This window comes from Pararhizobium antarcticum (genome assembly GCF_001885585.1).
In the GTDB taxonomy this organism is placed as follows: Bacteria; Pseudomonadota; Alphaproteobacteria; order Rhizobiales; family Rhizobiaceae; genus Pararhizobium; species Pararhizobium antarcticum.
In genome coordinates this window covers 14,943-30,554 of the sequence record NZ_LSRP01000105.1, presented here as the reverse complement: position 1 = coordinate 30,554, position 15,612 = coordinate 14,943, and the positions used below count along the sequence as shown (strand labels likewise).

Genomic DNA, 15,612 nt, shown 5'->3' with positions numbered 1-15,612 from the left:
ATAATTGCATGGCTTATATTCTTCTTAAACACATGAAAATAAATAGAAAATTTCAATTAACTGGATTTCAGTTAATTTGCGACTCAATGAAAAATCACGATTTCGTCGGCACGCGACATATTCAGCGCGAAGCGGGCTTTCTCGTCCAGCATATCCCGTTCGAGCGAGCCGTCGCTCATCAGCGCGACCTCCCTTTCCAGGGTTTCGCGCTGCGTCACCAGCGCTGCGAGACGCGTCTGCCGTTCCGCACTCTGACGGTCGAACGTCTCCGTCGCACGCAACCCGTAGTCGCCGTGCATGGAATGATAGCCGAAATAGGAAAGAAAGGCGACCGTGATGAGCGGCATGACAAACCGCCCCAGTTTCCGTTTCTTATGGTGTTTGGTCCACATGCTCATGCCCTGATACGCAATACAGGAATGACGCTAGCAGCCATTGATTAACCGAGCGTTGACCATGACGCGGCCAACAAAAAATCCCGCATCCATTTGTGGATGCGGGATTGTCGTATCGAACGTCAGGCTTGGGCTTGCCCCGACATTACGGGCTTTGCGTCAGCCCTTGATGATCGAGCGGCCGGCGTATTTTGCCTGCGGACCGAGCTGCTCCTCGATGCGGATCAGCTGGTTGTACTTGGCGGTGCGGTCGGAACGGGCCAGCGAGCCGGTCTTGATCTGTCCGCAATTGGTGGCAACCGCGAGATCGGCGATAGTCGAATCCTCGGTTTCGCCCGAGCGGTGCGACATGACGGCCGAATAACGCGCCTTGTGGGCGGTTTCGACGGCATCGAGTGTTTCCGACAGAGAGCCGATCTGGTTGACCTTGACGAGGATGGAGTTGGCCACACCCATCTTGATGCCGTCACGCAGGCGGGCGGAGTTGGTGACGAAAAGATCGTCGCCGACCAGCTGGATCTTCGAGCCGACCTTGTCGGTCAGGTATTTCCAGCCGTCCCAGTCGTCTTCGCCCATGCCGTCCTCGATCGAGAAGATCGGATAATTGCCGGCGAGTTCGGCGAGATAGTCGGCCATGGCTTCCGGCTCCAGCACGCGGCCTTCGCCTTCCAGATGGTACTTGCCGTCCTTGAAGAATTCCGTCGAGGCGCAATCGAGCGCGATGTACATGTCCTCGCCCGGACGGTAGCCGGCCTTCTCGATCGACTTCATGATGAAATCGAGGGCTGCCGGTGCCGAGGCGAGACCCGGGGCAAAACCGCCCTCATCGCCAACATTGGTGTTGTGGCCGTCGGCAGCGAGCTGCTTCTTCAGCGTGTGGAAGACTTCCGAGCCCATGCGAACGGCATCGCGGATGTTGTCGGCGCCAACGGGAACGATCATGAATTCCTGGAAATCGATCGGATTGTCGGCATGGGCGCCGCCATTGATGATGTTCATCATCGGAACGGGCAGAAGACGGGCGTTCGGGCCGCCGAGGTAGCGGTAGAGCGGCAGGCCGGCAGCGGCGGCAGCGGCCTTCGATACGGCGAGCGAAACGCCGAGGATGGCATTGGCACCGAGACGCGCCTTGTTGGCGGTCCCGTCCAGTTCGATCATCGTGTCGTCGATCAGGATCTGGTCTTCGGCATCGAGACCGCCGACGGCTTCGAAGATCTCGCCGTTCACGGCTTCGACGGCCTTTTCGACACCCTTGCCGAGATAACGCTGGCCGCCATCGCGCAGTTCGACGGCTTCATGCGCACCGGTCGACGCGCCCGACGGAACGGCTGCGCGGCCAAAAGATCCATCTTCCAGGTAGACGTCGACTTCGACGGTCGGGTTGCCCCGGCTGTCGAGAATTTCGCGGCCGATGATGTCGATGATTGCAGTCATGATCTCTTCCCTGCTTTAAACATGCCCGCTTCAGACATGGTGGTGAACGGATGGCCTGTCATAATTCATGGCCCCGAAATTACAATGGCGGCGGCGTGCTACGCCGCGCCGTCAGAAAAAATTCACACAGCCCGCTTGGCGACGGCATCGAAGGCGAGCAACGTCTCGAGGAGCCGCGGCATGTCCTTCAGGTGCATCATGTTGGGGCCGTCGGACGGCGAATTGTCCGGGTCCTCATGGGTTTCGATGAAGACACCGGCCACGCCGACGGCAACCGCCGCGCGCGCCAGCGTTTCAACGAATTCGCGCTGTCCGCCCGAGGATGCGCCCTGGCCGCCGGGCTGCTGCACGGAATGGGTTGCATCGAAGACAACCGGCGCGCCAAGGCCCGCCATGATCGGCAGCGAACGCATGTCGGAGACCAGCGTGTTGTAGCCGAACGAGGCGCCGCGTTCGCAGAGCAGCACATTGGGATTGCCGCTTTCGGTGAACTTGGCCAGCACGTTCTTCATGTCCCAGGGCGCGAGAAACTGGCCCTTCTTGACGTTGATGACGCGGCCGGTCTTTGCAGCAGCGATCAGAAGGTCCGTCTGGCGGCAGAGGAAGGCCGGGATCTGCAGGATATCGACGGTCGGAGCGACGAGGCCGCACTGCTCTTCCGTATGGATGTCGGTGATGACGGGAAAGCCGTATTCCTTCTTCAGGTCGGCGAAGATTTCCATCGCCTTTTCAAGACCGATGCCGCGCTTGCCGGAGATCGAGGTGCGGTTCGCCTTGTCGAAGGACGACTTGTAGACGTAGCCGAGGCCCAGCGACTTGCACAGTTCGACCATCGTGCCGGCGATCATGAAGGCATGATCGCGGCTTTCCATCTGGCAGGGACCGGCGATCAGCGACAGTTTCTGCGTGTTGGAGAAAACCACCTGCGCCGCGCCGGAGCCCGCCACTACATTTGCATTGGTCTGCATGCTATTCTCCGAACGCGAAAATCACACCCTGCCCCGGCGCTTCCGGAACGATCAGGCGATTGTCTTTTCTGATGAATTCGACCGCATGGGCGGCCAGATGATGTTCGGTCACCGAGAGGTCGGCGACCTTGAGGACGATGGCGCGACCGCGCAGCCCACGCGCATGGCCGCTGGTCTTTCGACCGAAAAAGCCTTGCATGCCGGCCGGATTGAGAACGGAAATCTTGACGTTCGCCGTCTCGATATCCATGCCGAAGGAATGGGCCGTCACCTCGCGCTCGTCGACGACTTCCTGCAGGATATACTGAAAATCCGTCGGGTTGGGCTCGGACAGGACAACATCGCTCATGCCGATGACACCATTGGCATGGGTTTCCAGCGCGGAGCGATCCGCCGGCAAAGGCTGGACGCGCTCACAGGCAAAGAAGAAGAAATCCGGGGCGCGCAGATCGCTGGCAAAGGCAAGCCGGAAACGGCCGGTCGCCGCCGTGCCGTCGGGCAGTTGCATCGGCCGTGAAAATTCGAGCATGGCGCCACCGGAGAGGCCCGCCTGTCGAAAGCGCGCATCATCGGCACTGGCATCGCTGGAACTGACGACGATGGCCGAGAAGCCATCCTGGCCGCGGCGGAACCGATAGGCCTGGTCGCGGGCCACAAAGACATTGCCTTCAATGGCGGCCGCCTCGCAATCCTCGCGCTGGCCAACGGCCAGCGGCTCCAGATAGGTTTTGTCGGAAAAAAAGACACAGGCATTTTCCGTCCCGAAAGGATGGCGCGCATCGGCGGCAACTGTAAAGCCGAGCGCCTGCAGCCTTTGTCGCGCGACAGAAAGATCACCGACGGGCAGGACGAGGTGATCGAGCGAACGGGGGACGCGGGGGGCTGCGGTCATGGATTTCCTTGAAACTGGCCTGTGCTGGTGCTTTGCCTGCTTTACAAGACATTTTCAAGAAAATGTTCGGCCTGACCGGGATCAATCGCAGCTGCGCAACTGCTGGGCATAGGTGCGTGCGAGGTTGGCGGAGCGCTGCGCGGCCTGCTTGATCGGCCCGTTGGAACGCCATTTTCCCTTCCGATATCCCGCATCGCCGGAATAATAGGCGAGATAGAGATTGTAGGCGTCGTTCAGCGCAATGCCGTTTTTCAGGTGGCTGTTGAAGTGATACCAGCCGACGAAATGCACGGCATCTGCAAATTTCGTGCGGCGCGCACCCCAGCGACCGGTTGATTTCTTGTAGTGATCCCAAGTTCCGTCCAGGGCTTGCGAATAGCCATAGGCCGTCGACAGGCGCTTCCAGGGGATGAAGCCCAGGAGCTTGGTGCGCCGCGGCCGCGCCTTGGCGCGAAAGCCGGATTCCGTGTAGATCGTCGCCATCAGGACGGAGACAGGAACGCCAAACTCGCGCTCGGTCTTTCGGGCGGCACGCTCCCAATTGTCGAAAAGCCCGTCCCGCTGCTCGAACACAGCGCAGGCATCTCTCGTATGGCGCGGCGTCGTGGCACAACCGGCCAGCAACAGCAGGGCGATGATGAACGCAGTACGCATCGCAGGTGTCTCTCGCTTTCAGAGATATGACTAACCCGTAAATCTTAAAAAGACGTTTTTATGCAATTCTCGATTCGGCGCGCCACAGGCATCGAAAAGCAGAAACCCGGCACGAAGGCCGGGTTCCAGAGATTGTCGTCGAAAAACAAGCGCCCTTAGACGAGGCGGCTCTGTTCCAGCGCGGCTGAAATAAAGCTGGCGAACAGCGGGTGCGGGTCGAGCGGACGGCTTTTCAATTCCGGGTGATACTGAACACCGATGAACCAGGGATGGTCAGAATATTCGACCGTTTCGGGAAGAACCCCATCCGGCGACATGCCGGAGAATTCAAGCCCACAGGCCTCGAGCCGGTCCTTGTAGTCGACATTGACCTCGTAGCGGTGCCGATGACGCTCGGAGATTTCGGTCGAACCGTAGATATCGGCAATCCGGGTGCCTTTCTTCAGGCTGGCCTTGTAGGCTCCCAGACGCATCGTGCCGCCGAGGTCGCCGGCAGCGGCGCGTTTTTCAAGCGCATTGCCCTTGACCCATTCGGTCATCAGGCCAACGACCGGCTCGGCGGTGGGACCGAATTCCGTCGATGATGCCTTTTCGATGCCGGCAAGGTTGCGGGCCGCCTCGACGACCGCCATCTGCATGCCGAAGCAGATGCCGAAATACGGCACCTTGCGCTCGCGGGCAAAGCGGACCGCCTGGATCTTGCCTTCCGAGCCGCGTTCGCCGAAACCGCCGGGCACGAGAATGCCATGAACCTTTTCCAGGTAGGGCGACGGGTCTTCCTTCTCGAAGACCTCCGATTCGATCCATTCGAGCTTGACCTTGACGTGATTGGCGATGCCGCCGTGATAGAGCGCCTCGGTCAGCGACTTGTAGGCATCCTTCAGGCCGGTATATTTGCCGACAATGGCAATCGTCACCTCGCCTTCCGGCGTGCGGATGCGGTTGGCGACCTCTTCCCAGTTCTCGATGCGCGGCTTCGGCGCCGGCTCGATGCCGAACGCTGCCAGAACCTCGTTGTCGAGGCCTTCCTTGTGATAGGCGATCGGAACGTCGTAGATCGAGGCAACGTCCAGCGCCTGGATGACGGCGGAGGGGCGCACATTGCAGAACAGCGACAGCTTGCGGCGCTCGGCTTCCGGAATTTCGCGATCGGCGCGCACCAGGAGGATGTCGGGATGAATACCGAGCGCCTGCAGTTCCTTGACGGAATGCTGCGTCGGCTTGGTCTTCAGTTCGCCGGCTGCCGCGATATAGGGCATCAGCGTCAGGTGAAGGTAGATGGCGGTGCCGCGCGGAAGATCGTTCTTCAGCTGGCGGATCGCCTCCATGAACGGCATCGCCTCGATATCGCCGACCGTGCCGCCGATTTCGCAGATGACGAAATCGAATTCGTCATTGCCTTCGGTGACGAAGTTCTTGATCTCGTTGGTGACGTGCGGAATGACCTGGACGGTGGCGCCGAGATAGTCGCCACGGCGTTCCTTGTCGATGATGTCTTTGTAGATGCGGCCGGTGGTGATGTTGTCGGTCCGGGTCGCCGAGCGGCCGGTAAAGCGCTCGTAGTGACCAAGATCCAGATCCGTCTCCGCGCCATCGTCGGTCACGAACACTTCGCCGTGCTGTGTCGGGCTCATGGTACCGGGATCGACGTTCAGATAGGGGTCGAGCTTGCGCAGCCGCACCCGGTAACCCCGGGCCTGAAGCAACGCTCCGAGAGCAGCTGCGGCGATCCCTTTTCCAAGGGACGAAACCACGCCGCCAGTGATGAATACATATCGCGCCATGGGCTTCACCGGATACCGTTTCAAAATCGATTCCGCCACCGAAAAATTCCACATTGGAGAATTTTCCGGTTGAAATGTTCAAAAGGCGAAATGCAAGCAAAAGAAAACCGGCGGAAGATGTCTTCCGCCGGCGGGTTCGTTGGACCAGATCTTACTGGCCGCTCGGGACGTCCGAACCGGATGTCGCCGGCGTCGTCTGTGTTCCGGTCGTTGCAGCACCTGCAGGCGTCTGGATCGTCGTCGCCGGGGTCTGCGTCTGGGTGGTAACAGGGGTCTGTGTCACGGGCGTCTGGGTCGCCGGTGTCGTTGCCGCGCCGGAATCGTTGGGCACTGCGTTTTGATCAACCGGTGGGGTCGTCGTGCCGCCGAGCGAATCGAGAACGCCGTTGCCGGTGTTGGTCGTGCCTGGAATGCGATCAAGAACGTCGGTTGCATTCGGCTCGTAGCGCGACAGGATGCCCATGCCCAGCGCCAGAACGAAGAACATCGTCGCAAGGATCGCCGTGGTCCGCGTCAGAGCGTTTGCAGCACCGCGCGCCGACATGAAGCCGGAGCCGCCGCCGATGCCCAGTCCACCGCCCTCGGAGCGCTGGATGAGAACCACGCCGATCAGCGCGAGAACAACCATGAGATAGATGACAAGCAATATGGTCTGCATTTGGTTCAGTCCTGCCTTGGATCACGTTCAAGCGGCATGCAGGCAAAAGCGCCGCACAGTTTCGGGAAAGCACGCTTGGACGGCTCGCTATAAGTGTTGCGGCTGCATATACCAAGCCACCGCGCATTCCAACCCCCGGCCTGCCGTCAGGCCGTCAATTCTTCATACGCCCCGTAGATGGCGAGAAAATCTGCGGATTTCAAGCTGGCGCCGCCAATCAGGGCACCATCGACGTTCAGCACGCCCATCAGCTCCCGTGCATTCGACGGCTTGACGGAGCCGCCATAGAGAATGCGCATCCTGCTGCCGGCAGCGCCGAAGCGGGCGACCAGCTCTTTCCGCATGAAGGCATGCGCGTCCTCGACATCCTGCGTCGTCGGGGTCAGGCCTGTGCCGATCGCCCAGACCGGCTCATAGGCAATGACGGTATTTTCGGCGGTGGCCTCGTCCGGAACGGAGCCAGAAAGCTGCGTCTTCAGCACGTCGAGCGTCTTGCCGGCCTTGCGCTCGTCACCGGTCTCGCCGATGCAGATGATCGCGACCAGTTCTGCCGAGAAGGCGGCCAGCGCCTTGGCGCGCACCAGCGCATCGCTTTCGGCGTGATCGGTGCGGCGCTCCGAATGGCCGACGATCACATGGGTGCCGAAACAATCGGCGATCATCTCGGCCGAAACATCGCCGGTATGGGCGCCGGACACATCCTGGTGGCAATCCTGCGCGCCGATCAGAAGCGGGCTGTCATCGCACAGCGCGGTTGCCACATAGAGCAACGTCGCCGGCGGGCAGATCAAGGCCTCGACCTTTTCCGACAACGGTCCCTTGACGCCTTCCGCCATGGCCTTGATCTGGTCGAGCGCACCGCGCAGACCGTTCATCTTCCAGTTTCCGGCAACAAGCGGGCGTATGTCGGGCGTCATGAATTCTCCTCCGGGGACTGCGTTTCCCGGCATTGCCCCTAGCAAATAAGCGGCGAAAAGAAAAGTGCTCCGCGCTTCGATGAAAGCGGCAGGCTGATCCGTTTAGATTTGACGGGAAACAGGACGTACCATAATCTGGCGACATCGGGAAAACCGGGGTTTTACACCGATGTACGCAGCCAAGGGAGCATGCCGATGCAAGGCAAGGTTGGCGTTTCACTTCTGGTCTTACTTTTCTTTTCAAACGGCACGGCAAGCGCACAGGATGTCCTGACGACAACCTCGCCCGAAGAACTCGTGCGCTCGCTGACGCCGGCAGGGGGCGCGCGCGGCCTGAAACCTGCGCACAAGGGCGTGCTCTTCCAGGGCGCCGAGAGCACGCAAACATCCGACGCGCTGCCTGGCGGTTCGGACGGGCAGCAGGCCGACGGCCATCAGCAGCCAAGCGGTGACTACGCCGCCGCGACCGTGAACAGCTATGGCGACACGGTTTCGGCCACGGTCCATCTGGCGGTGACGTTCAGGCTTGGCTCGGCCCACCTGACACCCGATGCACAAGACCTGCTCGACAGTGTCGGCAAGGCACTGCAGTCCAGCGAATTGTCGGGCTACCGGTTTCTGATCGGCGGGCACACGGATGCGACCGGCAGCCACACGGCCAATCTCGACCTGAGCCGCCGGCGCGCGGAATCAGCCACCCGCTATCTGGTCGACACCTATCATGTCGATCCGCACCGGCTGGTCGTGCGCGCCTTTGGCGAGGGCACCCTGCTCTTTCCGGATGCCCCTGAAGACGGCCGCAACCGGCGCGTCGAGATTTCGACGCTGCAATAGCCGCGCCCTGCCCTCAAGCATCAACGAAAACGGCGGCCGAAGCCGCCGTTTCCTTTCTGCATGGACGTTATCCGATCAGGCGAACTGGCTGCCGACGAAATCCTTGACGATCCGAACGATGCCGCGACCAAGCAGGTCGTCGAGCGCGTCGACGAACTGGTCGACATGCTGGCGCTCGCAGGTCAGCGGCGGCAGCAGGCGGATGACGTTGCGGTTGTATTCGGTAAAGGCGACCAGGGTATCGTAGTCGCGCAGCAGCAGCGCACCGATGAAGCCCGAGAGCGAGCCTTTCAGCTTGTCGTCCAGCATCGCGACCACCGGACGCAGCACCATCGGCAGCGTCTGGCTGAAATCCTGGAACTCGAGGCCGATCATCAGGCCCTGCCCCCTGACATCCTTGATGATCTTCGGATACTTGGCGTGGAGGGCCGCAAGGCGCTCGAGCAGATATTCGCCCTGCACGGCCGCGTTCTCGATGAGATCCTCGTCGTAGAGCACGTTCAGGGTCTCGATCGCCGTGATGCAGGCCTCGCCGATGCCGCCGAAGGTCGCCTGGGCGTGGATCATCGCCGTCTTCGGCGTCCCATAGGCCTTCATGTAGATCTCGCGCCGGGCGATCATCGCGCCGACGGCCGTCTTGCCACCGCCGAGCGACTTGGCGACCGCGGTCACATCCGGCACGACATTGGCATATTCGAAGGCGAAGAAACGGCCCGAGCGACCGACGCCACACTGCACCTCGTCGGCGATCCAGATGACGCCATGCTTGTCGCAGAGCGCGCGGACCTCCTGCCAGAACTCCGGCGGCGCAAGATTGATGCCGCCGCCGCCCTGGATGGTTTCCAGAAGCAGGATGCCGATCGTCGGGTCGCTTTCGAACGCGCGGCGGATGGCGTCGATATCACCGAACGGCACCTTGACGTTGTTGTCGAACAGGCGGAATTCGCCGCGATAGAGCGGGCCATCGGTGACCGAGAGCACGCCCTTGGTCTTGCCGTGGAAGGAGTTCTCCGCATAGACGATCCGCGAACGCTTCGGACCGGCAGCGCGTTCGGCCACCTTGAGGGCGGCTTCCATGGCTTCCGAACCGGACGAGCCGAGAAAGACCATGTCGAGATCGCCGGGTGCGATCGCAGCCAGGTTCTTGGCCAGCGCCGCCGCATATTGCGACATGAAGGCAATGGCGATCTCGTGGCGGTTTTCATCCTGGAATTTCTTGCGCGCGCCGACAATCCGCGGATGGTTGTGGCCGAGCGCAAGCGAACCGAAGCCGCCGAAGAAATCGAGGATTTTCCGGCCGTTCTGGTCGGTATAATACATGCCCTCGGCGCTTTCGATCTTCACCTTGTTGAAGCCGAGCAGCTTCATGAAGTGCAACTGGCCGGGGTTCAGGTGATCCTTGAACAGCGTCGTCATGTCGCCCAGGCTCATGGCCTTGGCCTGTTCGACGGTGATCAGGTCCGGCTTCTTGATGCCGGCACTCAGGGGGGCGGCGTCGAGCGCAGGGGCTTCGATGGCGATACGGGCTGGCTTGTCGAGCATCGTGGTCATTTCCTCGTTCATTCCGCCGGTACGGCCGTTGGGGTTGCAAAAGTCTGTCCGGCCTTCTTGGCACGGTATTCGTCATAGGCAGCGATCAGCATGGCGCCGTCATTGTATTGCGCCTTCCAGCCAAGCTCGCGTTTCAGCTTGCCGGTCTCGCGAATGCACATCTCGTCGGCGATCAGATACTGTTCCGGGTCCATGATCGGCAGGTTGATCGCGTCGAAGGCAGCAAGCGTCGCCTTGACCGCGAAGGCCGGCGTCGGCAGCAGGAAGGATTTCGAACCGGCATGCACGATCAGGTCACCGAGCAGCTTCTTCACCGATGGCGGGTTGTCGGAGCCCAGATTGTATTCCGCATTCGGTACGCCGCCCTTCCAGGCGAGATAGGCAGCCTCGGCGCAATCGAACACCGAGATGAACTGGTACGGGTTCTTGCCCGAACCGATCATCGGCACCGGCAGGTTGGCGTCGATCAGCTTGAACAGCTTTTCCAGAATGCCGAGACGGCCGGGGCCGATGATCAGGCGCGGGCGGAAGATCGAAATGTTCATGCCCTGCTTGCGCCATTCGACGGCCAGCTGTTCCGTTGCCCATTTCGACTTGCCATATTCGCCGAGCGGCTTGGCCGGATGGTCTTCGGTCTGCGGCGACTGGATCGTGTGGCCGTAGATCATGTCGGTGGTGAACTGCACCATCCGGTTGGCACCGGCCTTCGCCGTCGCCTTCATGATGTTTTCGGCACCGTAATAGTTGACCGGCCAGAAGAACTCCCAGCGTTTCGCGCGGATCTGCAGCGGCGACAGCATCTTTGCCGCCATGTTGTAGACCATGTCGTCGGCGCCGATCTCGACGGCGAAGACATCTTCCGCCTTGGTCACGTCGCAATGGACGAAGCGGGCGCGGGCGTAGTGGGCAAGGTCGGACTTGGCGATGTCGGCGACAAGCACCTCCTCGCCGTCATTGACGAGGCGTTCAGCCAGGTGACGACCGACAAAGCCGTCGCCGCCAAAAATGATGTGTTTCATGAGGGGCTCCCGATTTTTGCTGTTGCGCCCGCCGCTTCGACGGCATGACCTTCATCATGCGACGACATTCCGGACTGGGCGATGAGAACGGTTCCGACGCAGATGAAGCCGATGCCGGCGATCCGCCAGGCGTTCATATCTTCGTGGAAGACGAAATAGGCGAAGACGGCGACGGCCACATAGGCCAGGCTGAGGAACGGAAAGGCGAAGGACAGTTCGACCTTCGACAGCACATAGAGATGCGACGCCATGGAGATCACGAAGGTGACCAGCCCGGCAAACACCCAGGGGCTGAAAACGATCTGGAAAATACGAACGATAAATGTGTCGGCCGTGAAATGGAGCGGCCCAAGATTGAGCATGCCCTGCTTCAGCATCAGCTGCGCTGCCGCATTGGTCAGCACAGTAAACAAAATGAATACGATATACTTCATTTCTAGGCTCCTGTTCCCACCGGATGAACTACACGCAAGAGCAGTATATTTCGTGAAATCGGTGCGTTTATTTAATTCAAATTGTAACTTGTCTCATTTTGGCAAAGCCAGCGCCGTGCGTTTCCAGAAGTTCGAGGCGATCGCGGGATCGCGGAATGCTTCCAGTTTGCGCCAGTCAGGGAATGATTTTTCAAAGACTTGGGCGCTCATGCGGGCATCCTTGTAGGGATTGATGGCGCCGCCGGCGGCGACAACGATGGCATCCAGCGCGTCCAGCAGCTTAAGGGTCTTTTCACCCTGATTGGCGAAATCCAGCGTCAGCGTGAATCCCGGACGCGGAAACGAAAACAGCCCCCGCGACTGGATGGCGCCGAAGCGTTTGAGCACCGTCAGGAACGACGCATGACCGGCATCCCGGGCCGTCTTCATCAAAAGTGCGGTGATCTCAGGCGCATTTTCCAGCGGGTAGACGCTCTGGTGCTGATAGAGGCCCTTGGGACCATACAGCCGGTTCCAGCGGCCGATCGCATCGAGCGGGTAGAAATAGCCCGGCCATTTGACCGTCGTCACGGTTTCCTGCACTTTTTCCTTGCGGAAGAAGGCTTCGTTGAAGGCTTTCAGCGTCAACCCGTTCAAAAGATTGAAAGGCGGCGCAAAAGGCACCGACAGCTTCATCGCGCGCGGCATGTCCGGAAATTCGCAAGAGGCATCGGCGTGGTCGCCTGCCAGCAACACGCCCCTGCCCATGCGTTTGCCGGTGGCCAGCTGGTCGATCCAGGCGACGGCATATTCGTGTTCGTCGTCGATCCGTTCGGCCATGTCGAAATAGCGGTCGAGCGTGTCGAAGCGGATGGCATGCTGCTGGATATGCGCAGACGGCACTTTCAGCATCTGCAGGTCGACCGACAGGATCAGACCCGTCAGGCCCATGCCGCCGATCGTCGCACGGAACAGGTCTGTATTCTCCTGCATGGAGCAGGTCAACACATCGCCGCTCGAGCGCAGCAGCGTCAGGCATACGACATGGTTGCCGAATGTGCCCCTGATATGGTGGTTCTTGCCGTGCACGTCATTGGCGACAGCGCCGGCAATGGTCACGAAAGCGGTTCCCGGCGTCACCGGCAGGAAGAAACGATGCGGGATCGTCCGCACCAGAATGTCGTGCAGGCTGACGCCGGCATCGCAAGATATGATGCCGGTGCCCGGATCGAAACCGTGGATGCGGCTGCGCCGGCGGCTGTCGATCAGGGTGCCCGCATCATTGTGGCAACTGTCGCCGTAGGAACGACCATTGCCGAAGGGCAGCAGGCTGTCCGGCCCCGCCTGTCCGCGCAGGGTCTCAAAGCTGTCGGGCGACATGGATTTGCGCGGGCGGCAATCGATGCGGCCCCAGCTGTCGAAGGCGGCGTCGCTCATAGCGGCCCCAGTGCTCCAAGGACAATCAACGATGCACCGATCGCCATGGTCACCAGGCTGCGCCAATCGCGCATGATGAACACAACCGGATCCTCGTGCAGCATCTTGCGGCGCGCCAGCATCCAGATCCGCAGCAGCATGTAGAGCACCAGCGGGCAGAGCGGCCACAGCACCCAGGGCTGCGAATACATCTCCATCATTTCCTGGCTGTGGATGTAGAGTGCCAGAACCATGGCGGAGGTGAAGGCCGAGGATACGCCGGCCTGGCCGACCATCTCGAAATCGACGGTCGTATAACCGCGTCCCGGCACCTGGTCGCCGTCCCGCCCGTCATATTCGTCCAGCTCGACATAGCGCTTCACCAGCGCCAGGCTGAGGAAGAAGAAGATCGAGAACGACAACAGCCAGAAGGACAGCTCCGTGCCGGTTGCGGCTGCCCCCGCGACGATACGGACAGTGTAGAGACCCGCCAGCGTGAAGACATCGACGAGCAGCTTGCGTTTCAGCACGAATGTATAGGCCGTCGTCGCCAGAGCATAAAAGCCGAGCGTGGCCGCAAATTCCCAGGGGAGCATCGAAGAGAGCCCGAGCGACGCGATGATCAGGCAAAAAGCGATGACGAGGCCCATGGGCACCGACATCTGGCCGCTTGCCAGCGGCCGATGCCGTTTTTTCGGATGGCGGCGATCATTGGTGAGATCGGACAGATCGTTGATCACATAGACCGCAGAGGCCAGGAAACTGAAGGCGAAGAAGGCCATGATGACATTGACCATCGCATCCATCTTCAGGATGTCATGGTTGAGCACCATCGGCACGCCGATCAGCACGTTCTTGGCCCACTGGTGGACCCGGATCGATTTCAAGGCCGCAAGCCGGCTCACCCGACCCATCTCAAGCCGTTCGGCATCGTGATTGCGCCGCCAGCGCTCGGCGGCGGCATCCGGGGCAACGACTATTGCCTTTCGCGCCGCGTCAAACACGGCAATGTCGTCACGGCTGTTGCCCATATAGTCGAACCCGCCCTCCCCGAACTGGGCGACCAGCGCATCGCGCTTGCGACGGCTGGTGAGGTTCAGCGTGTCGGAACTGTGAAGCACGGAGGAAAACAGGCCCGTATGGGCGGCAACGTCGACAGCGATGCTTTCGGCAGCGCCCGTGACGAGAATGACCGGCCTGCCGGTTTCCGCCTCGCGCTTCAGCCGCGTCAGGACCGGCTCGCGATAGGGCCAGTCGATGGCCCGGCGTCCCGATCGTTTGGCAATCTCGAATTTCAGGTGCGCCTTGCCCTTGACCAGCCAATAGAGCATCGCGAAGACCAAAAAGGGATTGCGCAAGAGAACGATTGCCACACCTTCCCAAAGGGTATCGGTTGCAAGCAACGTACCATCCAGATCGACGCACAACGGAATATGCCGCGTTTCTGTCCGAGCATCCATAAGAAAAAACCCCACTATAACGTGAGCAGGACCGTCCCACGGCGAGCTTTAAAAAAAGCAAACGTCATGCTTCCGGGATCTTGAAACTGGCCGACTGGTTAATGAAGTGCAGCTGTATTAGCGCGCCGACTGCTGCCCGATCCAGTTCAAGGCATCGCGCCAGTCGGTCATGCGCACCGGCGTTCCGTGCGACCCGCTCTGGAACAGAACCAAACGCGCCGGATAGCCTTCAGCCTTCAGTTTCCTGTAGAGCGCCACCTGGTCCTGCGCCGGATAGACGCTGTCTGCGCTGCCATGGCTGAAGAAGATCGGCACTCTTGCCTTGTGGGCGGCGCTCTTGAAAAACTGGCCATCCACGGGTCCACCCATGATGATCATGCCGTCCAGCATCTCCGGCGCCTGCGTCAGGCGTGCAATCCCCCAGCAGATAAAACTGCCCATGGAGGCGCAGGCCAGCACGACGGGCTTGCCGCCGGAGACGGATTTTGCATGCGCCACCAGCGCCGCGACATTGGCGACACCGGCAGCGTCGAAGGATCTGACGCTCGGGGCAAAGTAAACGCCGCCATTCTCGACCGCGAGGTTCTTCAGGCGGTTGAAGTTTCCGCCGAAGGAATAATCGTTGACGCCCAGCCTGCGGTCGCCGCCGCGCCCGTGAATGAAGATCACCGAAAATGCAGCCCCGCTTGCCGGTCCGACGCGGGTGACGTTGACGGCATGGCCCGCCGCCGCAATCGTCTCGTTGACCTGGCTGCCCTTGACCCCGAGCGACACATAGGCGCGCTTGACCCGCCGTTCGGGGATCTGATCGCGACCATTGATATCGCGCTGCTCCTGATAGTCGACCACCCGGTAATCGCCGCCATCCGCCGTTTCGAGGACGCGTCCATAGGCAAACAGCGCCTCCTTGTAGGGCTGCAACATCTGCGCATTGACCGACAAAGCGGAAGACAGCAGCATGCAAAGGCCGATAATCGGACCTCGGGCGAAATCAGTTGTGGACAGGCGCATCGGGAATGTTCCTCTTTTGATCCAAGCCTTGCCATCTGCGCTCGCGCAACGCAACAGTTGCGGCGATGCAAAGCGCCTGGTGGCGTCTTGCGGCAGATCGGTGGACGCCGCATCGGACCGGATCGTTCTGATGCCCGCAATCTGGCATAATTCAGACAGCTTGCCAGCGATTCGAACAGCAATTCATGGAATGCGCCTCCGGCCGT

The 15,612-nt window shown here is 60.6% G+C and carries 15 protein-coding genes; 1 reads left to right on the top strand and 14 read right to left on the bottom strand.

Annotated elements, in window-relative coordinates; translation table 11 throughout:
• Positions 1 to 83: 83 nt before the first annotated feature.
• From AX760_RS18235 to tpiA, 8 genes are all read right to left on the bottom strand, one after another.
• A complete protein-coding gene (locus AX760_RS18235) occupies positions 84 to 392 on the bottom strand; it encodes an FtsB family cell division protein (protein ID WP_071834420.1) in 309 nt (102 codons plus the stop codon).
• Between the two features lie 162 nt (positions 393 to 554).
• Positions 555 to 1,829, bottom strand: coding sequence for a phosphopyruvate hydratase (eno, locus tag AX760_RS18230; protein ID WP_071834419.1), 1,275 nt, complete (start codon positions 1,827 to 1,829; stop codon positions 555 to 557).
• A gap of 122 nt (positions 1,830 to 1,951) precedes the next feature.
• Positions 1,952 to 2,797, bottom strand: coding sequence for a 3-deoxy-8-phosphooctulonate synthase (kdsA, locus tag AX760_RS18225; protein ID WP_071834418.1), 846 nt, complete (start codon positions 2,795 to 2,797; stop codon positions 1,952 to 1,954).
• A 1-nt stretch (position 2,798) separates the two neighbouring features.
• Positions 2,799 to 3,689, bottom strand: a complete 891-nt coding sequence (locus AX760_RS18220; protein WP_071834417.1) for a VOC family protein — start codon at positions 3,687 to 3,689, stop codon at positions 2,799 to 2,801.
• Between the two features lie 81 nt (positions 3,690 to 3,770).
• Positions 3,771 to 4,343, bottom strand: coding sequence for a transglycosylase SLT domain-containing protein (locus tag AX760_RS18215; protein WP_071834416.1), 573 nt, complete (start codon positions 4,341 to 4,343; stop codon positions 3,771 to 3,773).
• A 155-nt stretch (positions 4,344 to 4,498) separates the two neighbouring features.
• Entirely contained in the window at positions 4,499 to 6,136 is a 1,638-nt protein-coding gene (locus AX760_RS18210; RefSeq protein WP_071834423.1) for a CTP synthase, read from the bottom strand.
• A gap of 142 nt (positions 6,137 to 6,278) precedes the next feature.
• Positions 6,279 to 6,785, bottom strand: a complete 507-nt coding sequence (gene secG / locus AX760_RS18205) for a preprotein translocase subunit SecG (protein WP_071834415.1) — start codon at positions 6,783 to 6,785, stop codon at positions 6,279 to 6,281.
• Between the two features lie 146 nt (positions 6,786 to 6,931).
• Positions 6,932 to 7,702: a triose-phosphate isomerase gene (tpiA, locus tag AX760_RS18200; RefSeq protein WP_071834414.1), complete on the bottom strand. Its 771-nt coding sequence runs from the start codon at positions 7,700 to 7,702 to the stop codon at positions 6,932 to 6,934.
• A gap of 195 nt (positions 7,703 to 7,897) precedes the next feature.
• On the opposite strand from tpiA, the gene AX760_RS18195 reads away from it, so the two are divergent.
• Positions 7,898 to 8,536 (top strand): OmpA family protein, encoded by a 639-nt coding sequence (locus tag AX760_RS18195; protein ID WP_071834413.1) that lies wholly within the window; start codon positions 7,898 to 7,900, stop codon positions 8,534 to 8,536.
• Positions 8,537 to 8,611: 75 nt separating this feature from the next.
• Here AX760_RS18195 and AX760_RS18190 read toward each other — a convergent pair whose 3' ends face one another.
• From AX760_RS18190 to AX760_RS18165, 6 genes are all read right to left on the bottom strand, one after another.
• Positions 8,612 to 10,078, bottom strand: a complete 1,467-nt coding sequence (locus AX760_RS18190; protein ID WP_175552092.1) for an aspartate aminotransferase family protein — start codon at positions 10,076 to 10,078, stop codon at positions 8,612 to 8,614.
• 17 nt (positions 10,079 to 10,095) lie between these two features.
• A complete protein-coding gene (locus AX760_RS18185) occupies positions 10,096 to 11,106 on the bottom strand; it encodes an NAD-dependent epimerase/dehydratase family protein (RefSeq protein ID WP_071834412.1) in 1,011 nt (336 codons plus the stop codon).
• Positions 11,103 to 11,540, bottom strand: coding sequence for an EamA family transporter (locus AX760_RS18180; RefSeq protein ID WP_071834411.1), 438 nt, complete (start codon positions 11,538 to 11,540; stop codon positions 11,103 to 11,105). The genes AX760_RS18185 and AX760_RS18180 overlap by 4 nt, the downstream gene beginning before the upstream one ends.
• A 93-nt stretch (positions 11,541 to 11,633) precedes the next feature.
• The gene (locus tag AX760_RS18175; protein ID WP_071834410.1) at positions 11,634 to 12,956 is read right to left on the bottom strand and encodes an FAD-binding oxidoreductase; all 1,323 of its coding nucleotides are present in this window, start codon (positions 12,954 to 12,956) and stop codon (positions 11,634 to 11,636) included.
• Positions 12,953 to 14,395 carry a UbiA family prenyltransferase gene (locus AX760_RS18170; RefSeq protein ID WP_071834409.1) on the bottom strand — a complete coding sequence of 481 codons (1,443 nt, stop codon included), beginning with the start codon at positions 14,393 to 14,395 and terminating at the stop codon, positions 12,953 to 12,955. The genes AX760_RS18175 and AX760_RS18170 overlap by 4 nt, the downstream gene beginning before the upstream one ends.
• Before the next feature lie 117 nt (positions 14,396 to 14,512).
• Positions 14,513 to 15,406 (bottom strand): dienelactone hydrolase family protein, encoded by an 894-nt coding sequence (locus AX760_RS18165; RefSeq protein WP_071834408.1) that lies wholly within the window; start codon positions 15,404 to 15,406, stop codon positions 14,513 to 14,515.
• Positions 15,407 to 15,612: the final 206 nt, after the last annotated feature.